Raw genomic sequence first — 19,686 nt, 5'->3', positions numbered from 1 at the left:
GGACGCCGATGATAGGTTACATGTAACTTCTCTGGAGTTCTCTGTCGTGGCCTCGGCATCCAAGCCCAAGCCCTCGCGCGTAAAGGTGCGGGAACATCGCGAGCGGCTACGCAAGCAGGGTCTGCGCCCAATCCAAATTTGGGTACCCGACGTGCGCTCCCCCGCCTTCCGTTCTGAAGCGCACCGCCAGTCGGCCGCCATCGCCGCCAGTGCGCATGCACGGGAGGATCAGGCATTCATCGATGCGGTCTCGGACCGGGGCGATGAATGAGGCGAGGCGACATCTGGACCGTCGCTGGCGGCAAGGACTACGCCGGCAAGCCACGCCTTCCCGTCGTCATCGTTCAGGACGATAGCTTCGACGAGACCGATTCGATTACCATCTGCGCATTCACGACGGATGAAACCGACGCACCGCTATTCCGCCTGCCGGTGGAACCGAACGAGCGCAACGGCCTGCGCGCAGCGTGCCGTTTGATGGTGGACAGGATTACCACCGTGCCAAAGACCAAGGTTGGCGCGCGCGTCGGCAGGTTGGACGACGAAGATATCGTGCGGCTCAATCAGGCGGTGCTCGTGTTCCTGGGACTAGCAGTCTCGCCAAGGACCAAGCCGACGGCGTGACGAGCAATGGCTTACGGCGTCCTCGCGGCTGAGATTGGGCCGTTCCGCTTTTCCCCAGTTCGCGCGATGCCGCCGCTGAATTGAACAAGCGCGCTGCCGAGACCTGCCTGTGGCTAAAAACGACTCTATGACGCCATCGAGTCCGGCGTCGCCGATCTGGCTAGACTACCCGGCGTGAAGGAGCGCATCGCCGGCGTTCGCAGTTCTGTTCTGTAGTGGCGGAGAGGGAGGGATTCCGCAAATCTGTTTTCTAGTTGAATTTCAAAGCGGTAGGTCGGCACCAATCATCACACCCACAAACTCCCCCTCAAATCGGCCGGCCTGCGTTACCACGGTTCGCGAGTGTGACCTTCTAGCGGCCGCGCAACAAGTGGCCATATCGATTCCATAGGTCAGTGAGGACCGTATGGTCGATTTTGCCCCGGCGTTGGCGCTTGCGCAGCTGCGCCCCGTCAGAAACTCCCATCCCTCGGCGGCATCGGCGAACAGATCGACGATACCAACATCCAGGCGGGCGTCGTCATCGTCGACCGTTGACCTTCGATCTCGCTCACCTGGTAGGCCACTCCGTCTCTCCACCCGCGATAGTCCATGTCGTTCGATCTCTCCTTTTTTATATGTTTCTTTATAAGCGGGTCCGTTTTGGACCTGCGGTGAGTCTTTATACGCAGGTCCCTTTTGGGACCGCGGAGCCGTAGGTCCCTTTCGATCCCGCGGAACGGTTGAATTTTCCACAGGGCACGCCGATGCCAACGGCACGTCCCGAACGACGTAATCGAGATCACCGAAGCGATGTCCCGCCACGAAGCGCTGCGGTTCCCGGGTGACGTAGCCGGCGCTGATCAGCTCGCGGAAGATGCGTTGCAGCTTCTTGCGACCGACTTTGAGCGTGCGCCCGACGTATTCGAGTCGAACGCGCCACATGTGCGGACGCGACAGAAGATAGCCGAGCACGCCCTTGGCCTCGACTGAGAGCCGCGTGTCGGTGAACAACGCATTCGGCACGATGGTGAAATGCGCCCTGTGCTCGCGACGGACAATGGTCACCGCCAGCGCCGTTCAAACCTTCGGCCGCCGGCCCGATGCGGCGTGCAATGCTGCGCTCTTCAGCCTTGTCAGGAATGCCGCGAGATCCATCGCGTAGAACAAGGTCTTCTTGCCGAATTTGATCGGCGTCAGTTCGCCGCGCTTCACGGCCGCATAGAGCGACGTTCGCCCGATGCTGAGCAACTCGATCGTTTCGCCGACCCCGTAGGCGACCTTCGTCAGACCGAACGCGCGTGGATCGGTGTGACTTGCATCGATGCCGCTTGGGAGATTCTGGCTCCCCGTATCTTGGATCGTGCGCTGTTGGCCGTGGGAATGATCGCGAGCAGGCATGAACACACTATGCCACAAGTGTCGCGTCTCACTAATACGCCAAGTCTGCGCTTTCCTACGCCGTTGCTTTCGATGAAGCCGCAAGCTGACCGATCAGTTTTTCGATAGACTTGATCAGCATAGTTGTTTGATGGAGAGCGGGGGGTGGCGAACTTCCACATGCCTTCGGTGCGTGCCGGACCTGTGCCGTACGAGACGATCTGTCAAACCGCGAGGCCCATAGGGCGCGCTCGAAGCGCGTGGGCTTGACGGATCGGCTCGCTCCTGCCGCGTAGCCCGCGCGCGCGGAAGGCGACTTACGACCGATGCGGCGCGGTCACATGCCGGCACACGAACTCTCTGGCGTGTACGAGGGTCCCAAGACTAGGAAATGTCGCCGGCGCGTGTCGCAGCGGTGACCTGACGTTGGATGCAGTTAGCGATGAGATGACTTGCCGCCTGAGGCCGGTAGCGCCAGTGGGCGCTTGCGAGCGAAACTGAACCAGCGAGCAATCGCCCTCGAACGATCCTGTTCGGAAAGGCGCGCCACCCAGAACAACACCACGAACTCTTATGTGATTGGTCGCATGCCCGCTTTGTGCGGCGCATGATGATCAGCTCACTAGCGCAGTTCGTACTGCATTCGCACGGCGTCACGAGTCAACAGCACGGTCAGGATCGCGTGAAGGATGACCGCTGGCCACAGAAGGACGCCGGACAAACCACCTGCAAAACCGAGGTAGGCAAGAAACAGCGTTACCAGGGCGCTGTAGGTCAACATGCCAAGGAGTGGAGGACCTGGCCAGCAGGCGATCCCCAAAGCAATCAAAGCGATCCCGCTTACGCGTGCAACCGGTAAGGCGACGCCCGCAAGTTGCTCACCAAGCAACAACTGACCGACCAGCGAGGGAGCGATCAGCAACGCCAATCCTGTGATCGCCTCGCCTACGGCCGCGAATGCCAGCGCGCTTTTCATCGTTTCCCGGCGTTCGTGCCTGTTTTTTTGGCCTTCGGCTCTTCAATAGGATCTGGCTCCGGCGCTGGCGTAGCTCCGAGTTCTGCCTTGGCTTGCATCGGGTCCTTGAGCTCCGGTTCGAGCTTGAACGTCAGCTTGTTGATCTTGCCGGTGAACTTGAACGGAGGATCGTAGCGATATTCGATCATCGCGACGCCTGAGCGGGTGTCCATGCCGACGTCGAAGGTCTCGTCCTCAGGGAATGTGACCGGTGTGCCGTGTTCGATGGACTTCTTATCCACTTCCTTGCCGTCCACAACGAGAACACCTGTGCCTCCCTTGCCCAAGCCCGGACCATCCGACTTGAAGTCAAAGACGATGGTGTGCTTGCCGGCGCTGAGCTCCGGCCCGGACCAGATCGTGCGCTTGAGGTTGAGCAGGTTGTAGAGGAACACGGGCTTGCCAGAACGAATGCCCGCCACACCCTTGCTCAGGAACAGCCCGTAGCCGCCGAAGCGCCCACCTTCCGTGACGATCATGCCTTCTGCGCCGCCCTTTGGAATCTCGACCTCGGCGGTGATGGTGTAGGACTTGTTCAGGATGCTCGGCGCAGCGCTGGCCGGCACGCCGCTAAGTTCGCCCGAATAGGTGAAGATCGTGCGTCCGGCCGTGAGGCTCGGGCGCGGCGCATTCCAGCGCGGGAGCGTCGTGTTATCGAGCGGCAACACATTGTACTTCTTCGCCTCGGAATCGAAGATGGCCTGCAACTCCTTGACCTTCTCCGGCATCTGGGTGGCGAGGTCGTTGTACTGGGTGGGGTCTTCCTTGACGTTGTAGAGCTCCCACTTGTACCCGGTGATGACGTCCGGTGCCGGGGCGCTGCTCAGCTCCCACGGCAAGGTCACCGGCGTGGTCGCCGCCACCCACCCCTCGTGATAGATGGCGCGATTGCCCAGCATCTCGAAATACTGCGAGGTGTGCCGGGTCACTTCGTTCGCGTTGGCCTTGTCCCACGTGTAAGCCATGCTCACACCTTCAATAGGACTTTGCTTGATTCCGTTGACCATCTCCGGCTGCGAAATGCCGGTCGCTTCGAGGATGGTCGGGACGACATCGATGACGTGGTGGAACTGGCGGCGGATGCCGCCGACGTCCTTGATGTGGCCGGGCCAGGAGATGGCCATGCCCTGAGCCGTTCCGCCAAAATGTGACGGCACCTGCTTCACCCATTTGAACGGGGTGCTCATCGCCCATGCCCAAGGCGCGGCAAAATGCGGGAAGGTCTTGTCCGATCCCCAGAATGGGTACCAGAGGTACTGAGCCTTCACCGGTACCGGCACACCATTGAAGGTGGTGAACTCGTTCGGCGTACCCTTCAGCATGCCTTCGGCGCTCGCGCCGTTGTCGCCACTGATATAGATGATCAAGGTGTTGTCGAGCTGGCCGAGGTCTTCGACAGCCTGGATGACCCGGCCGATCTCGTGGTCGGTATAGGCGAGGTAAGCGCCATAGACATCGGCCTGCTTGATGAAGAGTTTCTTCTCCACCTCGCTGATGGAATCCCACTGCGGCAGTTCTTTCGGCCACGGCGTCAGCTTGGCGTAGTCGGGCATGATGCCCAGCCGCTTCTGATTGGCGAAGATCGTTTCACGCAGCTTGTTCCAGCCTTCATCGAACAAATGCATATCGCCGATCTTCTTGACCCACTCCGGCGTCGGATGATGCGGCGCGTGGGTGCCGCCGGGCACGTAGTACACAAAGAACGGCTTTTCGGGCGCGATCTCCTTCAATTGCTTCATGTGCTGGATAGCATCGTCCGCCATCGCGGTCGTCAGGTTCCAGCCGGGATTGTCCTGGAACGGATAGATCGCCGTCGTATTGCGGAACAGGTTCGGTTGCCACTGGCTGGCGTCACCTCCGACGAAGCCATAGAAATACTCGAAGCCCATGCCATTGGGCCACTGATTGAACGGCCCGGCCTGGCTTGATTGGAATGAAGGCGTGTTGTGGTTCTTGCCGAACCACGAGGTTGCGTAGCCATTCTCCTTCAGGATCGTACCGATGGTGCCTTTGTCGATTGGGATGATCGTGTCGTAACCGGGAAACCCCGTTGCCAGTTCGCCCACCACGCCTGTACCCACCGAGTGATGGTTGCGGCCCGTGATGATGGCGGCCCGCGTCGGCGAGCAGAGCGCGGTGGAGTGGAAATTGGTGTAGCGCAGCCCCTGCGCGGCGATACGGTCGAGCGCCGGTGTGGGGACCACCCCGCCAAACGTACCCGGCGCACCAAAGCCGGCATCGTCGGTCATGATCAGCAGCACATTGGGTGCGCCCTTCGGCGGCACGACGCGCGGAGCCCACCACGCCGTCGACTCCGAGGCCTTTTCCTTGATCACCCCGCCGAAATTCGGTTCGGGGGGCGGAAGTTGTTTTCCGTCGATGGTGGTAGTGGCACCGGGCGAACCTGGAGTGCCCGTGATCTGCTGTGCCATCGCGTTGGGCACAAGTAACATACAAACCAGAATGCTTGATGCTGATAGGACATTTGCGATTTTGATCACGACGGCTCTCCAGTGCTGGCCAGTTGCGAGAGGCAGCATGCAAGCTTGCTAAACAGGGCGCGGTCTTCAGCGTCTACTCGCAGCTTCTCAAGCTGCGCTTCCGTATTCCATGGAGCGGCCTGCGGTGGCGTTGTAAGTCCTTGGCAAGATGCGGACGATCCTGCCTCCATTATCAATAGACCGCGGCAGGCATACAACCTATTCGCATTCAACTCAGAACGCTGCCAGTTCCAGTCATTCAGCTATCTCCGCTGGCGAGGAGGCGCAATTGGACCGAGGTCGCGCTGCCAGACCGTGCCATTGTCGAACTAGATCAGCATGCCGTCCGGTGAATAGACCGCGCTATAATTCAATGCATCGATCCAGATCCTGTTTGCAGGGGAGAACCAGTCCGGCCAAGCCCGCGACGAAAGACCCGCTTCCGTCAACAGATTAAGTTCGGTCCCGTTCTGGGTGACATAGCCCGGCAAATCTCCACGACATATTTGAATGCATTTGTAGATGCCCGTCAGATTAATCGATTGGGCCGAAGCGCCGGTGATCACAAGCGCGACCGCGACGCCTAAAGCCAGCGATAAGCGTTTCATCAGCATTAGCTCGTTTTCGAATGATCGGGCCCCGCCACGGGGCCACTGCCTACCGACAGACCCAAACTCCGTTCACCAGCACGCGGGCGCATTTTGGCGCCACGACCGTCGCCGCTGCACCTGCCGCGGCTGCGCCGCCGACTACCGCCCGACGTGTGGTCCGGCGCGCGACGCCGGCAACGCTTCCGGGAGTGGCCGGACGCCCCACCCTGGCCTCCGCGCTGCCGATCGAGAACGAAAGGCCATCCTGTTGCGACCAATGCGCGGAGCTGATCGTTGCGCAGGCAATAATCACGACGCCAAGCCAGTACTTTCTACAAGCGTATTTCATGAGGACCTCCTCTGGTTAAATTAACTCTCACCTACTTCTTGTTCCGGTTCTTGCTCGCACCTCTTAGGTTGGGCGCCGCCGTTGGTGCACTCACTAGCCCTGCCATCTGGATGCAGGTGAGAAGATCGACATAGCTTTGGCTGTCACCGGCGATTGCCTCCCCTTCGCACCTGTCTCGGACCGAGGTCGCGGTCGCTTGCCAGAGTGGGCGCAGCTGCTGCTGCGCGTCTGTTTCATCGCGTATGCAGTCCGAAAAACTCTGAGCTTCGCTGAGCCCCATTTTTTTGTCGTCGGCGGTGGTGGCTTGGCACAACGCCTCTACCTTTAGTTCGGGTACGCGATCAGAGATGAGTGTCAGAAAGTTGCTTCCGAGCATTGCAAGCGAGAACAAGATCGCCTTCATCTGCTGAGTCCTTTCAAGCTTTTTGACTGGCGGTACTTATAGGTGCCGATCAGTTCTCCCGCTTCTGGCAAGCCGATGCATCGTCAGACCGCCCTTGCAAAGAGGAGCTCCGACTGGCGATCTCGATCCAAAAACTTGTAGTTCGCACCGAAGCGAATCAAATTGAGATGGTCCTTGCTCACGCCAATTCCCGCCGCGGAGATGTAGTGATATTCTCCCTTGACGGTCCAATTCGGCGTGAATGTATATTCCGCACCAAGACCTGCGGCGAGGCCGGGACGCCAATGTGACTCGGTGCAGCCAACCAGAACGCCAGCCGTTCCGCAGGGCACGCCCGCAAAGCTGGGACCGTTGGCCGTTTCTCGCAGGAATGGCTTCATAGGCTTTCTTCATCAAGTCTCGCGTGCCCAACTGCTTGCTCGACCAGCGCGCGTGGACACCCACCCAGGCACCGGCGTCTGCGTGGTCATTAGCAGGGCGGATACGGGTAGTACCCGCAACGCGGCGCATATGCCCCGTAAGCAGCCGCACCGACTGCTGCAGCCCCAACGGCCGCCGCGCCGGCATAGTAAGCGCCTCGGTACGCCGTTCGGCGGCCTACCCCCGCAACTGACATGGGTGTGAGAGGACGACCGATGATGTCGATGAACACCGAAGCAGCACCATCTGCACCCCTGATGTCACCCTCTAGAACATCAACATCAAATGCCAGATTTTCGCCTTCGAGCTTGGGATTCTTCAGAACAACGACTGCGTCACGCACGCCATTGCCGTCCTTCTGAAATGCGGACACGGTCGCGTTTGGTGGATCCTTCTGGAAATTGTCGCTGCCTGAAGCCCAGTCCTCAACAATGCGGCTGGTCAGATCGTGGCCTGCGGAGCGTACGGGACGATCAGCGAACACGATCGCGTTCGGTGACACTCCGACGAGAACGAGCTTTCCATTCTGCAGCGTCGCACCTTTGGAGTTCAGCACGAAAAGCGAAGGCACAACTTCCGGCTTGGCGGCACCGATCGTCTTTTGCAGCGGCACGTGCGCCGGCGGCGCGTTCTGTGCAAATGATGAGCCCGCAATTGCGACAGCTGCTGCAGCAAGGAAAACGCGCAATGGAGGATTGAACAACATGGCAAACCTCACAAAAGAATATTTTGATAACGAGCCACGGAGTTCCGGGCCGCGCGTTGATGCAAATCAATCTCTGCGCGTCGAAGACGGTGGCGGTGGGGCGCGTTGCGCGCGACGAGGCAAAACGTTCTATCGAACCAACTCAGTGACTTATGGGAAACCGTGCGGTTTGCGATCGCTGTATGTCAGTAGTGCTTACAGAGTAAAGACAGGCATTGCATCGCCTTGCCGCAACGGTCTCAGCCTGCAAGCGCAGCCGATTTTGTTTGGCGCAAGACCACTGACTCGGCGCTGTTTCTAGCTTTCGCGTCAGGAAGGACGCCGCGACGGATCGGTTTGATCCATTTCAAACGACTCGAGCACTTTAATGAAAAGCGAAGGCTGACTGCCGATCGGTGCCAGCCTTGGCGAGAAATCCGGGCACGTCTGCCGCTGGTCCAAAGCGACTGCCCCGGTGAAGGCGATTACCTTGCGATCATCCGCTTCGGTGGCGTGGGCAAAGGGCCCGGAAATGGTGAGACTTGATCTAAGTCACGCTCCCGAACGGCGCGCCCGCTTATTTTTGATGGTGGTGCGACATTATAAACATTAAGGCTGGCAATGCGCGCACAGCCCGGCATGTCCAAGGCAAGGGAAAGTTGCTCGATGTGGCGACGGCGGGTTTGGTCGTCTGCCTGCGTTATCGCATGCGCCGCCGCGCTGACGATTAGCTCCGCCCGCGCGCTCGATCAGGTCTCGCTACAGCTCAAGTGGAAGCACCAATTCCAGTTCGCCGGCTACTACGCGGCGATCGAGAAGGGCTTTTATCGCGACAAGGGCCTCGAGGTCGAGCTTCGCGAGGGTGGCCCTGGCCTGGATGCAGGTGCCGCGGTAGCCGCAGGCGCCGCAGATTTTGGCGTGTGCTCGACCAGCGTACTCGTCGATAGAGCCGAGCGCGCGAACAACGTGGTCCTCGGCGTGGTTTTTCAACACTCAGCGGCCGTTATCCTGGTGCCGTACCGCGCTGGCATCCGTACGGTCTCCGAATTGAAGGGACACCGTCTGATGGATGCGCCCGGCAGCGACGACATCGCTGCGATGCTGAAGCATGAAGGCGTCGACTACGCAAGCCTGCCTCGCATCGACCATGATGGTAACCCGCGCGATCTGCTCAGTGGCAAGGCGGATGCGATGGTGGCCTACAACACCAACGAAACTTATGCGCTCGAAAAGCTCGGCACGCCATATTTGACGTTCGCGCCCCGCTCCTACGGGGTCGACTTTTACGGCGATAATCTGTGCACCTCGAAACGGCAAGTCGCAGAGCACGCCGAGCGCGTGCGGGCGTTTCGCGCGGCCAGCCTGATGGGCTGGGAGTATGCTCTCGCCCACAAGGACGAGATCGTCGACCTGATCAGTCGCAAGTACGTGACGCAGAAGAGCCGTGAGGCGCTGCTGTTCGAGGCGGCGCGGACCGAACTGCTGATCCAGCCACATCTCACGCCGATCGGCGATCAAAGCCGCGAGCGTTGGCAGTCCATAGCCAAGACCTATGTTGATCTTGGCATGACGCGTGAGGGGAATCTGCCCGAGGGACTGATATACATGCCCACCGACGGAGGATGGCGAGCGTGGCTGCATGTAGCGTTGTGGACTCTGCTCGCGACAATTCTTGCTTTCGCTTTGGTTTGGGTTCTCTACCGAAACGCCCGCGCGTTCGGCGCAATGCGGCTCAGCGCGGTGATGTCGGGATTGTTCGTCCTTCTCAGCATTCCCGTGCTGATCTTCATCCTGGTCTACAATTATCGGCAGAACGCCGCCGCGATCAACGCGACTCTGAACGACGTTGTCGCCAAGACCAAACAGGCGAGCGTTGAAGACGCGGAGAACCTGATCAATCCGGTTGCAGCCACGCTGACGCTGCTTGCAACAGTCGCCGCACAGGATCCGGAGGCGTTTCGAAAGGAGGAGAGCCGGGACCTGCTCTATCAGGCGCTTACCTCGGCGCGGCAGATTGATGCCGCCTATGTCAGCTTAGAAGACGGCTATCATCGTGTAGTGACCCGGATCGACGACGACCGCAGGCGCTCCGATCCAAAGATCCCGTCGTCAGCGAACTGGCACTCCAGTTATATCGACAGCTTTTCCGGCTCGACGCGACGAGTCCGGCATCGGACGTTTTTTGACATTTGGCCTCATGTCGTCGGGAATTACGATGTCGAGACAACCACCGATATCAGGACTCTACCTGGGTACCAGGCTGCGAAGGAAGCGCGCGCTCTCATCGTCGAAGCACCATCCCTCAATCCGGATACCGGCTATCCGATCATTTCCATCCGATTTCCGATTATCAGGGACGGCACGTTCATTGGCTGCGCCTCGGCCAATCTTACGCTCGACGTGTTGTCACGGTTTCTCACCAGCCATCGCGCCAGCCCCCACAGCACCACGATCATCGCCAATCCGAGCAACGGCACGATCATCGCGGCGCCCGACCTCCGAAAGGCCCTTCGGACGGACAACGGCCGACCGGAACTAGCGAGACTTGACACGATCGCCGACGATGACGTGCGCGAAGCCTATCGCCTCCAGAGCAGTTCGAACAACGACGACTTCTTGTTCCGCTCGCCGCGGAGCGGCGAAGAGATCAGTGCCTCGTTTGCCCGCTTTCCTGGCAGTTTCGGTTCCCCGTGGGAGGTCATCATCCTGACTCCGACTGCCGACTTTGTCGGCACGCTCGAACGAACGAACAGGCAGATGATCGTCCTGACTGCCGCCCTGACCGGCATCGAGCTGCTGCTGATCTATGTGTTCTCACGACGGCTGTCGCGGCCGATCGAAGGTGTGTCGCAGGAGTTGCGATCGGTCGAGGACCTGACATTCTCGCACTCGTTGTCGCAGTCGTCGAACATAAAGGAGATCAAGGCGCTTCAAACCGCCGTGTCGCTGTTCGAGACCTCGCTGCGCTCGTTCTCCTCGTTCGTACCGCTCGACTTGGTCCGACAGCTGATCAAGACCGGAACTCCGCTGACGCTCGGCGTTGAGCCGCGCTTCATGACTGTGCTGTTTTCCGACCTACGGGATTTTTCCAGTCTCGCGGAGCAGATGGCGCCGAACGAGTTGCTCGCTCAATTGTCGGTCTATTTTGAGGCCGTCTCGCAGGCAATTGCGGAGGAGTCCGGCACGGTCGACAAGTTTATCGGCGATGGCATCATGGCGTTCTGGGGTGCGCCGAGCCATCGCGACGACCACGTTCTCCGAGCCTGCTGTGGCGCGTTGCGGTCCGCACGGCGGATGCAACAGCTCAATGCGGAATGGAAAGCACAGGGACGGCCGCAGTTGCACCTGCGTGTCGGCTTGCACAGTGCGAATGTCCTAGTCGGAAATGTCGGCTCAAGCTCGCGGCTGAGCTACACGGTGATGGGCGACGGTGTCAACGTCGCCTCGCGGCTCGAAGGCATCAACAAGACCTTCGGCACCACAATCTGCATCAGCGACAGTGTCGTCGAGGCCATCGGACCGGACATCGTGGCAAGGCCCATCAGGAAAGTTCAGGTCAAGGGGCGCAAGCACGAGTTCATGATCTACGAGCTTCTCGGAATCAGGACCAACAACGATCCGGACTTGAAGGCATCATCGGAAGTCGTCAGGCTGTGCGAGATGACGCGGGATGCTTCAAGCTACTTCGATCGTGGGGAATTCGATGTCGCTGCCCGCCGCTACGAAGACATCCTGCGGGCGTTTCCTGACGATCCTGTGGCAAGGTCGTTGCTCGCGATGTGTTCAGCAAACGCGCCACTATAGCGGACAGGTACCCAATCCAGCAGACTCGACAGCTTAGCGGAAAGCCGCCCGCAAGCACGCCGAGGCATCGTGACGACCACAACGGTTGACACGCGGTGAAGCCGACTACTTCGTTATCATCCGCTTCGGCGGCGCGGTCGGCGCAGGCGCTGCCGGCGAGATGACAAACGTCACCCAGGCGTTCCAGCCGTCAGGCCGGTTTTCCGCGGCGAATTCCTTGTAAGCCTTGAAGTTGAGGTAGCCCTGCATGTCGCCGACCGGGAATATAAACCCGATCTGCGGGCCAACGGCGGCCACCTGAGAGCGGAAGCAGCCGACGCGATCCCCGGAGCCGCTGTCGCAGCCGAGTTGCTTGTAGACGTAGCCCACCAGACCGACCTGGACCTGCTTGCTCAGGAATTGCGAGGCGCCCCAGTCGAAGTGCATGTCGACGCCGCTTTGATACTGCGTGTCGGGATTCGTGAAATTGTAGGTGAAGCCGAGCACGCCGGAAAGTTCATGTCCGGTCTGTGGATTGAAGTAGGTATAGCCGCCGCCCGCATCGATCGTCCCATGCCCGAGCCCGATATTGGCGAGGCGCGTGGACTGGTAAGCGCCGACAGGGATATCACCGGTGATGTAGGTCATGTAGTTGTTGACGCCGGCATTCCAGCGCAGTGCAAACTGTGGGATCAAATCACCGAAGCCGGTGATGGAGTCGCTGATGGAATCAAAGCGCGAGAACGGAATTGAGCCGCCCGGCGTTGAAAGTGAGCCCGTCACCAGTCCGTTGAGCGAGGTTGTATTTGCGCCGTAGATTCCGATCAGGCTGGCAGACGCCTGACCACCGAGAACTGGTGTTGCAAAGACGTAGGTCGCGTTCAGCAGGCCAAGATCCACGTTCGCATTGACGTTTGCGTTCAAAGTAGCTGTCAAATTCGCGGGAATACGACCGATCTGAATCTCGCGGGCGCGCGCCACGTCCCCACCGGCAGACACTGAGGTATGATAGTAAATTGACGCAGCCGTCCAGCCGGGCTGCTGAGGTGTGGCCGCGAGGCTGCCGAATGTGCCCGGAATCCAGAAGCTGATGCCACTCTCATCTGCCCAGACAATCGTCGGTACTGATGCAACGGCCGCGAATGCAATAGCAACAAGCGCTTTCGTCATTCTCATGGCAATCCCCTGCCGAACCAAGAGCCTCGCTCCGAGTGAGCGCTGAATATGATACTGACAATATGACAGGCATGCTGCGCCGGGCGATAGCCGTCATGGTGACAGGAATATTTGGCAACCGGATGTAGCAAAAGGAGCACAGTACAGCGCTATTGTGCAGCTTGGGTGGATGCCGATTCCGGGATTCTACGGGAATAACTGCCCCCGCCCCTGAGGCAATGCCCGTGTCTCGTTTGACCGAGATCGAGAGGTGTCACGTCGCCTAGTCCGCGAGAGATTCCAAAGTTCCGCCGCAGGTATTTTGAGAGCGGGTAGCTGCTGATTATTCCCTTAACGAAATTCACGCCGCCCGGCGGAGCCGCAAGCTTCGCGCGTGATCATGAGAGAAGCCAAAACAACCCCTGCCGCCGCTTGGGTGAGTGCCTTTTTGTTTCTCGTCTTTCCGGAGGCAGTTGCCAGCCACATCCATAGGGCCACGCGGCCTGTGCACAGCCACCCCCCAGGTCACGACGATTGCTCTGCTCGAGACGATCGCTCTTGATCGCAAGCCGATGCTTCGCAGGAAGTTTCTGCCAAGAAACCAACGAAATTGCTGCAACCAAGGTGATCGCGACCACGACGCCGGCGACCGGATGATTGAGCTTGTGAGCGAGCATAGCGTGTCGCGGTCGATCCAAGGTGAAGATCAGGAAAGCTTGCCGTTGAAAGTTTGAGACCCTGAAATTTCTTCCCGTTGATTTCGCTCAACGTCCGTTGTTCGGCTCGTTCGGTGCCGCACGATGACGAGTGTGAGCATGTTCTGCTCTTCAATGTGATGGCGTGTCGCAGATGCTTGACCGGCGTGACACCGGTAATCCTATACAAAAGATGAGCGTGCCCCGCTGGTTAGCGTAGCGAGGCGACCGAATCTGCCCCTAGGCGCCGCCACCGCGTGGGTTGATCTGTGTCAACGCTGCTCTCTGCTTGATCCTCAAGACTGAGAATATCCGCGCGTTTGCGCGCCTCTCAGGAGGGCTTGCAATGATTTTTCGTGCGATTGCTTCCATACTGTTCTTGACATCGGCGATATCCGCCCCGGCGTTTGCACAGCAAGCGCAGTCAACCACGCCGCCGCCTGGCTCCCCGGCTGCGACCATCACCATTCCCGGCGACCAGCTTCCACCGCCGCCGCCGAAATTCGGCGGCACAATCACGCAGGACGCCAAGAGCTCGAAGCCCTGGTGGCCCCCGACCGTCGTGCCGCCCAAAGGCGCGCCCAACGTGCTGCTGATCATGACCGACGACTCCGGGTACGGTGTGCCCAGCACCTTCGGTGGCGTGATCCCGACACCGGCTTTGGATCGGATTGCCAAGGCCGGATTGCGCTATACGCAGTTTCACTCGACTGCCCTGTGTTCGCCAACGCGGGCGGCATTGATTACCGGTCGCAATCATCACTCGGTCGGCTTCGGCCAGATCAGCGAATTTGCGACCGGCTACCCCGGCTACAACTCGATCATCGGTCCGGAGAACGCGACCATCGGCCGGATCCTGAGCGACAACGGCTATGCCACCTCCTGGTTCGGCAAGAACCACAACACGCCGGCGTTCCAGTACAGCGCGGCGGGGCCGTTCGACCAATGGCCGAGCGGGATGGGCTTCCAGTATTTCTATGGCTTCATGGGCGGCGAGTCCGACCAGTGGACCCCGTATCTCTTCCGCAATCACAGCCCGATTTATCCGTGGGTCGGCAGGAAGGAGTACAATCTCGTCACCGACATGGCGGACGAGGCCATCAAGTACATGAAGGAACTCGGTGCCTCGGCTCCGGACAAGCCCTTCCTGGTCTATTACGTGCCTGGGGCGACGCACGACCCGCACCAGCCGACCAAGGAATGGATCGACAAGATCAGCAAGATGCGCCTGTTCGACGAGGGCTGGGAGAAGCTGCGCGAGAAGATCTTCGCCAACCAAAAGCGCCTGGGTGTGGTCCCTGCAAACACCCAGCTCACCCCATGGCCAGACTCACTGCCGAAGTGGGATTCGCTCTCGGAGGTGAAGAAGAAGATCGTCATTCGCGAGGCCGACGTGTTCGCGGCCTACACCGCCTATAATGATCACGAGATCGGCCGTGTGATCCAGGCCGTGGAGGACATGGGCAAGCTCGATAACACGCTTATCATCTACATCAACGGAGACAACGGCACGAGCTCGGAAGGCTCGATGATGGGCACGCCGAACTGGTTGACCGTCGCCAACGGTGTGCTTGATCTGCCCGAGATCGAGTATCTCCGCTACTACGAATCCTGGGGTTCCGACCAAACCTATCCGCACATGGCAGTGCCGTGGGCGTGGGCATTCGACACGCCCTTCAAATGGACCAAGCAGATCGCGTCGCATTTTGGCGGGACGCGGCAAGGCATGGCCATCTCATGGCCCGGCCACATCAATGACGTCGGAGGCGTCCGCACCCAATTCCATCATATGATCGACATTGTGCCGACGATCCTCGAGGCGGCCGGCATCAAGGCGCCGGACATGGTCGACGGTATCAAGCAGAAGCCCATCGAGGGCGTCAGCATGGCGTACACGTTCGACAAGGCGAGCGCCGACGCACCCTCCAAGCGCACCACCCAGTATTTCGAGATGTTCGCGAATCGCGGCATTTATCACGATGGCTGGTATGCGGCCACGACGCCGCCGGAGCCGCCGTGGCTAGTCGGCACGAAGCCGTTGCCGCCGGTCGAGCAGTACAAGTGGGAACTTTACAACATCTCCGAGGACTTCTCTCAAGCAAACGATCTTGCTCCCAAGCAACCTGAGAAGCTCAAGGAGATGCAGGCATTATTCCTCGAGGAAGCGAAAAAGTATCAGGTGCTACCGCTGGACAACTCTGTCCTGCCACGTCTTCTCACGGCACGGCCCAGCGGGACTGCAGGGCGATCGGAATTCACCTACACCGGCGAGAATGTGGATATTCCAATTGGCAACGCGCCGAGCCTGCTCAACCGAAACTACACGATCACAGCACAAATCACGATGCCGAGCGCCGGTACCGAGGGCATGATCGCAACTTTCGGCGGTCGGTTCGGTGGCTACGGCCTCTACCTGCTCAAGGGCAAGCCGGTGTTTGTCTATAACATGCTGAACCTGAAGAGATACCGTTGGGAAGGCGGCGTCGGAGCCGAAGACTGGCTGGGCAGGTCGCTCGAGCCTGGCAAGCACACCATCGTGTTCGACTTCAAATACGATGGACCGGGCTTGGGCAAGGGTGGAGCTGGTGTGCTGTCGGTCGACGGGAAAGTTTTAGCGCAACAAAAGATGGAGCACACGATTCCCTTCATGATGGCGATCGATGAGTCCTTCGACATTGGAATGGACACCCGTACGCCGGTGGATGACAGCTATACGCTGCCCTTCAAATTCACAGGCACCATCGACAAGCTGACTATCAAGATCGGCCCGGAGCAACTTGCGGAGACAGATCGTAAGGCCATGCAGGACGCAGTGAAGAAAGCCAGCGACTGACTGGGAAGTCTAGAACTCAACCGTGGGGGGGAGCGTGTGGAGAACTCGCGCTCCTCCTTCGATCGCGTGGCTTCCGCAAACCAGGCATCGATCATGATATTGAGCGAGCTAATGCGCAGCTTTCAAGCACGCCAGCAATGACACGGGAGACGAACCATGTTGACCAAGCGCGATTTTCTTCTGTCCGGCGTGTCTCTTGCGGTTGCCGGCGCGGCGTTCACGCCGATCTGGTCGTTTGCTCAACAAGAGCGGCCCGGCTTCTTCGACGTAAAGGCTATCGCCGAAGAAGGATTCATCTATGGTTTGCCGATCGTGATGAACTACGCGGTGATGTACGAGTATGCCATCGACCGCTCCTCAAGCCAGTTCAAGGCGCCGTTCAATCAAATCAACAACGAGGCGCGAGTCTTCACCTACAAGGATACGGCGGTCATTACGCCCAACAGCGATACGCCTTATTCCATGCTGTTCATGGATTTGCGGGCCGAGCCGATCATCCTGTCCGTTCCAGCCGTCGACCCGAAGCGTTACTACTCGGTCATGCTCTGCGACGCCAATTGCTACAACTACGGCTATATCGGAAGTCGGGCGACTGGAAGCGAAGCCGGTGACTACATGGTCGCCGGACCGGACTGGAAAGGGGAAACGCCCGCCGGCATCAAGAAGGTTTTCAGGTCGACCACGCAGTTCTCCGCCGCGGCCTATCGCACCCAGCTCTTCGGCCCGGATGACATGGAAAACGTGAAGAAGATTCAGGCCGGGTATAAGGTGCAACCGCTTTCCAGGTATCTCAACCAGCCACCGCCGCCGCCTGCGCCGGAGATCAAGTTTCCAAAGATCAATAAGGAACTGGTGAAGACGAATTTCTTCGAATACCTCGACTTCGCGCTCCAGTTTGCGCCGGCTCAGCCCGTGGAAGCGGATATCCGTGCCAAGCTTGCACGCATCGGCATCGGAGCCGGCAAGACATTCAATTTCAAGGATCTCCCGCTGAAGCAGAAGGCGGAGGTTGCCCTGGGCATGAAGGAGGGCGAGCGCAAGGTGGACGAGTATCTCGCCAAGGCCGGCACCGACATGAACGGCTGGCGCGTCGCGTCCTATTTCGGCGACAGTGCCTTCTATAATGGCAACTGGCTCCTGCGCGCGGCCGGTGCCAAGGGCGGAATCTACGGCAACGATGCCGTGGAGGCGACATATCCCATGTCGCGTGTCGACAGCGACGGCCGGAAGCTCGACGGCAGCAAGTACGCCTACACGATCACTTTCGCCGCAGGTCAGTTGCCGCCGGTGAATGCGTTCTGGTCTGTGACGATGTATGACGGCAAGACGCAGTTGCTCATTAAGAATCCGATCAACCGCTATCTGGTCAACTCGCCCATGCTGCCCGATCTCAAAAAGAACGCGGATGGGTCGCTGACGATCTACATCCAGAACAAATCGCCCGGCGCGGACAAGGAAGCCAACTGGCTGCCAGCCCCGGATGGTCCGATCTATCTGGCGATGCGCCTGTACTGGCCCAGGACCGAGAAGCCTTCGATCCTTCCCGTCGGCAAAGGAACCTGGCAGCCTCCCGGCGTGAAGCGTGTCTCGTAGAAAGCCGTGCGTCCGACATGGCAGCTAATGCTCCATTCGCGGCTCATCCGTCCAACGGGAGGGGCACCGCATGCAGAGCGTGATCGAGCTCCTGCCGGTGACGCCGTCGATCGACCAGCTTGGCCGCATCATCGGCAATGTCGCCGCGCCGGCGTTCCTTCTTGGCGCGGTCGCGGCGTTCATTTCGGTGGTGATATCCAAGATCAATCGCGTGGTCGACCGTTCGCAATACCTGCATGGTATCGCCGACAGCGACACTTCGAAGGCCTATCTGAAAGGGGATATTCCCCGTCTGCGCCGTCGCGCGGCGCTGCTGAACCGTTCGCTGTTCTGCTCCGTTCTTGCTGCCATCCTCACGGCGCTGATCATCGTCGTCGCATTCATCAGTGCATTGATGAGCGTGGCGCACGAATACGGCATCGCCATACTGTTCATGGCAGCGCTCCTGACGTTTTGCGTGTCCCTGATTGACCTCGCACGCGAGACAAGAATTGCGCTTCACGACAATGATCTTCGAATGTAACCTTGTGTGAGCTTTCACGCCGACCGCTGCAGGATCGTTGGCGATTGAATTGCTGCGGGGAGCTGTCTGCAAATGCGAAGCCCGACACTTGAGCCGCTTCCAATCGGTGGCAGGGCGGTGCTTGCCGCCCTGATCTGGACGGGCCTTGGCGGTCTTGCGTTTGGCGGCGATGCGGACGACGATGCTGGTTCTTCGCAGGCACCGCCGAACGTCTACCTCGACATGAGGACGAACTACGCCAGCGTTCCTGCTGGCTCCCTGCCCATCTGGCTCGGCGGTTCCGCGCTGTTCACAGCCTTGCATCGCATCGTGTTCATGAACGCCCAGACCCCGGCTGCGCTCACTGGCGGGTCGTTGCCGCCGGTCCAGGCCGCAGGCGTTGATCTGCCGCTGACCGTTGACGTAAGCGATCGCGTTTCCCTCTATGCAGGAATTTCTGCGACTTCGACCGAGGCGGGCTCGGGTTGGTCTGCGCCGGCGATCACGAGCTGGAATGTTGGGTTTCAAGCCGACGTGTATCAGCAGAACGGCGGTTCGATTCCCACCGTGACCTGGCAGTCAACAATTACACAGTCGATACCCAATGGGGCTTTCGCTACCACGACGTTCACGAACATTGTCGAGCTGGATTATGCCTTCGACAAGGATGAGACGAGGGGATTGCTTGCGGGTTTCCAGGACACGCGTGTTGAGGTCGGAAGCACTTTGGCCCGGATCCACCCCAGTGTGATTGGCTTTGTCGGCGGCTATTACCAATGGCCGGACAACTGGAAGTTCACGGCCCGCGCCGGCGTTCAACATTTTGGTGGGGCGCAACTGCTGAACATCGCGTCGATTCAGCCATTCACTGAACCGATCGTCCGGTTCGATCTTGACCGGATGGACGATAGCGACAATCGCCTGTTTGGCGTAACTGCCCAGGTCATGTGGGTGCCCAAGCCTGCCTATCAATTGATGCTCCGAACGCCGCTCTATTTCGCGCGCCATTAGCTAAAGCGGTCCTGTATGGTACGGTGCTCGCAAGTTCAATTGGACCGAGGACGTGGCAAAAGCTTCCGGTAAGCGGCCTAGGCGGAAGAAAGTTAAGCAGGCAGAGCAGCCGTCCCGGCCTAAAGGCGATTCTGGGACGACCGCACCGCTCATGAACTTCCGGAGCGCTGTCCTGCTCGCGCTGGCATC

The 19,686-nt window shown here is 59.5% G+C and carries 16 protein-coding genes; 7 read left to right on the top strand and 9 right to left on the bottom strand.

Annotated elements, in window-relative coordinates; all coding sequences use genetic code 11:
• The first annotated feature begins 46 nt into the window (after positions 1–46).
• On the top strand, positions 47–271 hold the full coding sequence (locus JQ624_RS31050; RefSeq protein ID WP_212422708.1) for an antitoxin MazE family protein: 225 nt from the start codon (positions 47–49) through the stop codon (positions 269–271).
• Positions 268–624, top strand: a complete 357-nt coding sequence (locus JQ624_RS31045; protein WP_212422707.1) for a type II toxin-antitoxin system PemK/MazF family toxin — start codon at positions 268–270, stop codon at positions 622–624. The genes JQ624_RS31050 and JQ624_RS31045 overlap by 4 nt, the downstream gene beginning before the upstream one ends.
• Positions 625–885: 261 nt before the next feature.
• Here JQ624_RS31045 and JQ624_RS31040 read toward each other — a convergent pair whose 3' ends face one another.
• From JQ624_RS31040 to JQ624_RS31005, 8 genes are all read right to left on the bottom strand, one after another.
• Entirely contained in the window at positions 886–1,671 is a 786-nt protein-coding gene (locus JQ624_RS31040; RefSeq protein ID WP_249130199.1) for a helix-turn-helix domain-containing protein, read from the bottom strand.
• Between the two features lie 12 nt (positions 1,672–1,683).
• A complete protein-coding gene (locus tag JQ624_RS31035; protein ID WP_212422706.1) occupies positions 1,684–2,004 on the bottom strand; it encodes a helix-turn-helix domain-containing protein in 321 nt (106 codons plus the stop codon).
• A gap of 601 nt (positions 2,005–2,605) precedes the next feature.
• Entirely contained in the window at positions 2,606–2,959 is a 354-nt protein-coding gene (locus JQ624_RS31030) for a hypothetical protein (RefSeq protein ID WP_212422705.1), read from the bottom strand.
• Positions 2,956–5,451 (bottom strand): arylsulfatase, encoded by a 2,496-nt coding sequence (locus JQ624_RS31025; protein ID WP_212422728.1) that lies wholly within the window; start codon positions 5,449–5,451, stop codon positions 2,956–2,958. The genes JQ624_RS31030 and JQ624_RS31025 overlap by 4 nt, the downstream gene beginning before the upstream one ends.
• A gap of 356 nt (positions 5,452–5,807) precedes the next feature.
• Positions 5,808–6,092 carry a hypothetical protein gene (locus tag JQ624_RS31020; RefSeq protein ID WP_249130198.1) on the bottom strand — a complete coding sequence of 95 codons (285 nt, stop codon included), beginning with the start codon at positions 6,090–6,092 and terminating at the stop codon, positions 5,808–5,810.
• Positions 6,093–6,448: 356 nt separating this feature from the next.
• Positions 6,449–6,820, bottom strand: a complete 372-nt coding sequence (locus tag JQ624_RS31015) for a hypothetical protein (RefSeq protein WP_212422704.1) — start codon at positions 6,818–6,820, stop codon at positions 6,449–6,451.
• 83 nt (positions 6,821–6,903) lie between these two features.
• Positions 6,904–7,200 carry an outer membrane protein gene (locus JQ624_RS31010; RefSeq protein WP_212422703.1) on the bottom strand — a complete coding sequence of 99 codons (297 nt, stop codon included), beginning with the start codon at positions 7,198–7,200 and terminating at the stop codon, positions 6,904–6,906.
• Positions 7,201–7,289: 89 nt separating this feature from the next.
• On the bottom strand, positions 7,290–7,946 hold the full coding sequence (locus JQ624_RS31005; protein WP_249130196.1) for a hypothetical protein: 657 nt from the start codon (positions 7,944–7,946) through the stop codon (positions 7,290–7,292).
• A gap of 645 nt (positions 7,947–8,591) precedes the next feature.
• On the opposite strand from JQ624_RS31005, the gene JQ624_RS31000 reads away from it, so the two are divergent.
• The gene (locus tag JQ624_RS31000; RefSeq protein WP_212422702.1) at positions 8,592–11,729 is read left to right on the top strand and encodes an ABC transporter substrate-binding protein; all 3,138 of its coding nucleotides are present in this window, start codon (positions 8,592–8,594) and stop codon (positions 11,727–11,729) included.
• A 105-nt stretch (positions 11,730–11,834) separates the two neighbouring features.
• On the opposite strand, the gene JQ624_RS30995 is transcribed toward JQ624_RS31000, so the two are convergent.
• On the bottom strand, positions 11,835–12,878 hold the full coding sequence (locus tag JQ624_RS30995; RefSeq protein ID WP_212422726.1) for a transporter: 1,044 nt from the start codon (positions 12,876–12,878) through the stop codon (positions 11,835–11,837).
• A 1,026-nt stretch (positions 12,879–13,904) separates the two neighbouring features.
• Between JQ624_RS30995 and JQ624_RS30990 the strand changes: the two genes are divergently transcribed.
• From JQ624_RS30990 to JQ624_RS30975, 4 genes are all read left to right on the top strand, one after another.
• A complete protein-coding gene (locus JQ624_RS30990) occupies positions 13,905–16,391 on the top strand; it encodes an arylsulfatase (RefSeq protein WP_212422701.1) in 2,487 nt (828 codons plus the stop codon).
• Positions 16,392–16,547: 156 nt separating this feature from the next.
• Positions 16,548–17,984 carry a DUF1254 domain-containing protein gene (locus tag JQ624_RS30985; RefSeq protein ID WP_212422700.1) on the top strand — a complete coding sequence of 479 codons (1,437 nt, stop codon included), beginning with the start codon at positions 16,548–16,550 and terminating at the stop codon, positions 17,982–17,984.
• A 70-nt stretch (positions 17,985–18,054) separates the two neighbouring features.
• On the top strand, positions 18,055–18,507 hold the full coding sequence (locus JQ624_RS30980; RefSeq protein ID WP_212422699.1) for a DUF2721 domain-containing protein: 453 nt from the start codon (positions 18,055–18,057) through the stop codon (positions 18,505–18,507).
• Positions 18,508–18,579: 72 nt separating this feature from the next.
• Positions 18,580–19,497: a hypothetical protein gene (locus tag JQ624_RS30975; RefSeq protein ID WP_249130195.1), complete on the top strand. Its 918-nt coding sequence runs from the start codon at positions 18,580–18,582 to the stop codon at positions 19,495–19,497.
• The last annotated feature ends 189 nt before the right edge of the window (positions 19,498–19,686 follow it).

It is taken from the genome of Bradyrhizobium sp. AUGA SZCCT0283 (assembly GCF_018130385.1).
Taxonomy (GTDB): Bacteria; Pseudomonadota; Alphaproteobacteria; order Rhizobiales; family Xanthobacteraceae; genus Bradyrhizobium.
Note: the sequence above shows the minus strand (reverse complement) of the source record. Positions and strands in the feature narration are given on the sequence as shown.

Coding starts and splice junctions, on each gene's coding strand:
- JQ624_RS30980 (WP_212422699.1), top strand. CDS start 18,055: ATGCAGAGCGTGATCGAGCTCCTGCCGGTGACGCCGTCGATCGACCAG.
- JQ624_RS30990 (WP_212422701.1), top strand. CDS start 13,905: ATGATTTTTCGTGCGATTGCTTCCATACTGTTCTTGACATCGGCGATA.
- JQ624_RS31025 (WP_212422728.1), bottom strand. CDS start 5,451: ATGTTACTTGTGCCCAACGCGATGGCACAGCAGATCACGGGCACTCCA.
- JQ624_RS31005 (WP_249130196.1), bottom strand. CDS start 7,946: ATGTTGTTCAATCCTCCATTGCGCGTTTTCCTTGCTGCAGCAGCTGTC.
- JQ624_RS31045 (WP_212422707.1), top strand. CDS start 268: ATGAGGCGAGGCGACATCTGGACCGTCGCTGGCGGCAAGGACTACGCC.
- JQ624_RS31010 (WP_212422703.1), bottom strand. CDS start 7,200: ATGAAGCCATTCCTGCGAGAAACGGCCAACGGTCCCAGCTTTGCGGGC.
- JQ624_RS31035 (WP_212422706.1), bottom strand. CDS start 2,004: ATGCCTGCTCGCGATCATTCCCACGGCCAACAGCGCACGATCCAAGAT.
- JQ624_RS30975 (WP_249130195.1), top strand. CDS start 18,580: ATGCGAAGCCCGACACTTGAGCCGCTTCCAATCGGTGGCAGGGCGGTG.
- JQ624_RS31020 (WP_249130198.1), bottom strand. CDS start 6,092: ATGCTGATGAAACGCTTATCGCTGGCTTTAGGCGTCGCGGTCGCGCTT.
- JQ624_RS30995 (WP_212422726.1), bottom strand. CDS start 12,878: ATGACGAAAGCGCTTGTTGCTATTGCATTCGCGGCCGTTGCATCAGTA.
- JQ624_RS31000 (WP_212422702.1), top strand. CDS start 8,592: ATGTGGCGACGGCGGGTTTGGTCGTCTGCCTGCGTTATCGCATGCGCC.
- JQ624_RS31030 (WP_212422705.1), bottom strand. CDS start 2,959: ATGAAAAGCGCGCTGGCATTCGCGGCCGTAGGCGAGGCGATCACAGGA.
- JQ624_RS30985 (WP_212422700.1), top strand. CDS start 16,548: ATGTTGACCAAGCGCGATTTTCTTCTGTCCGGCGTGTCTCTTGCGGTT.
- JQ624_RS31015 (WP_212422704.1), bottom strand. CDS start 6,820: ATGAAGGCGATCTTGTTCTCGCTTGCAATGCTCGGAAGCAACTTTCTG.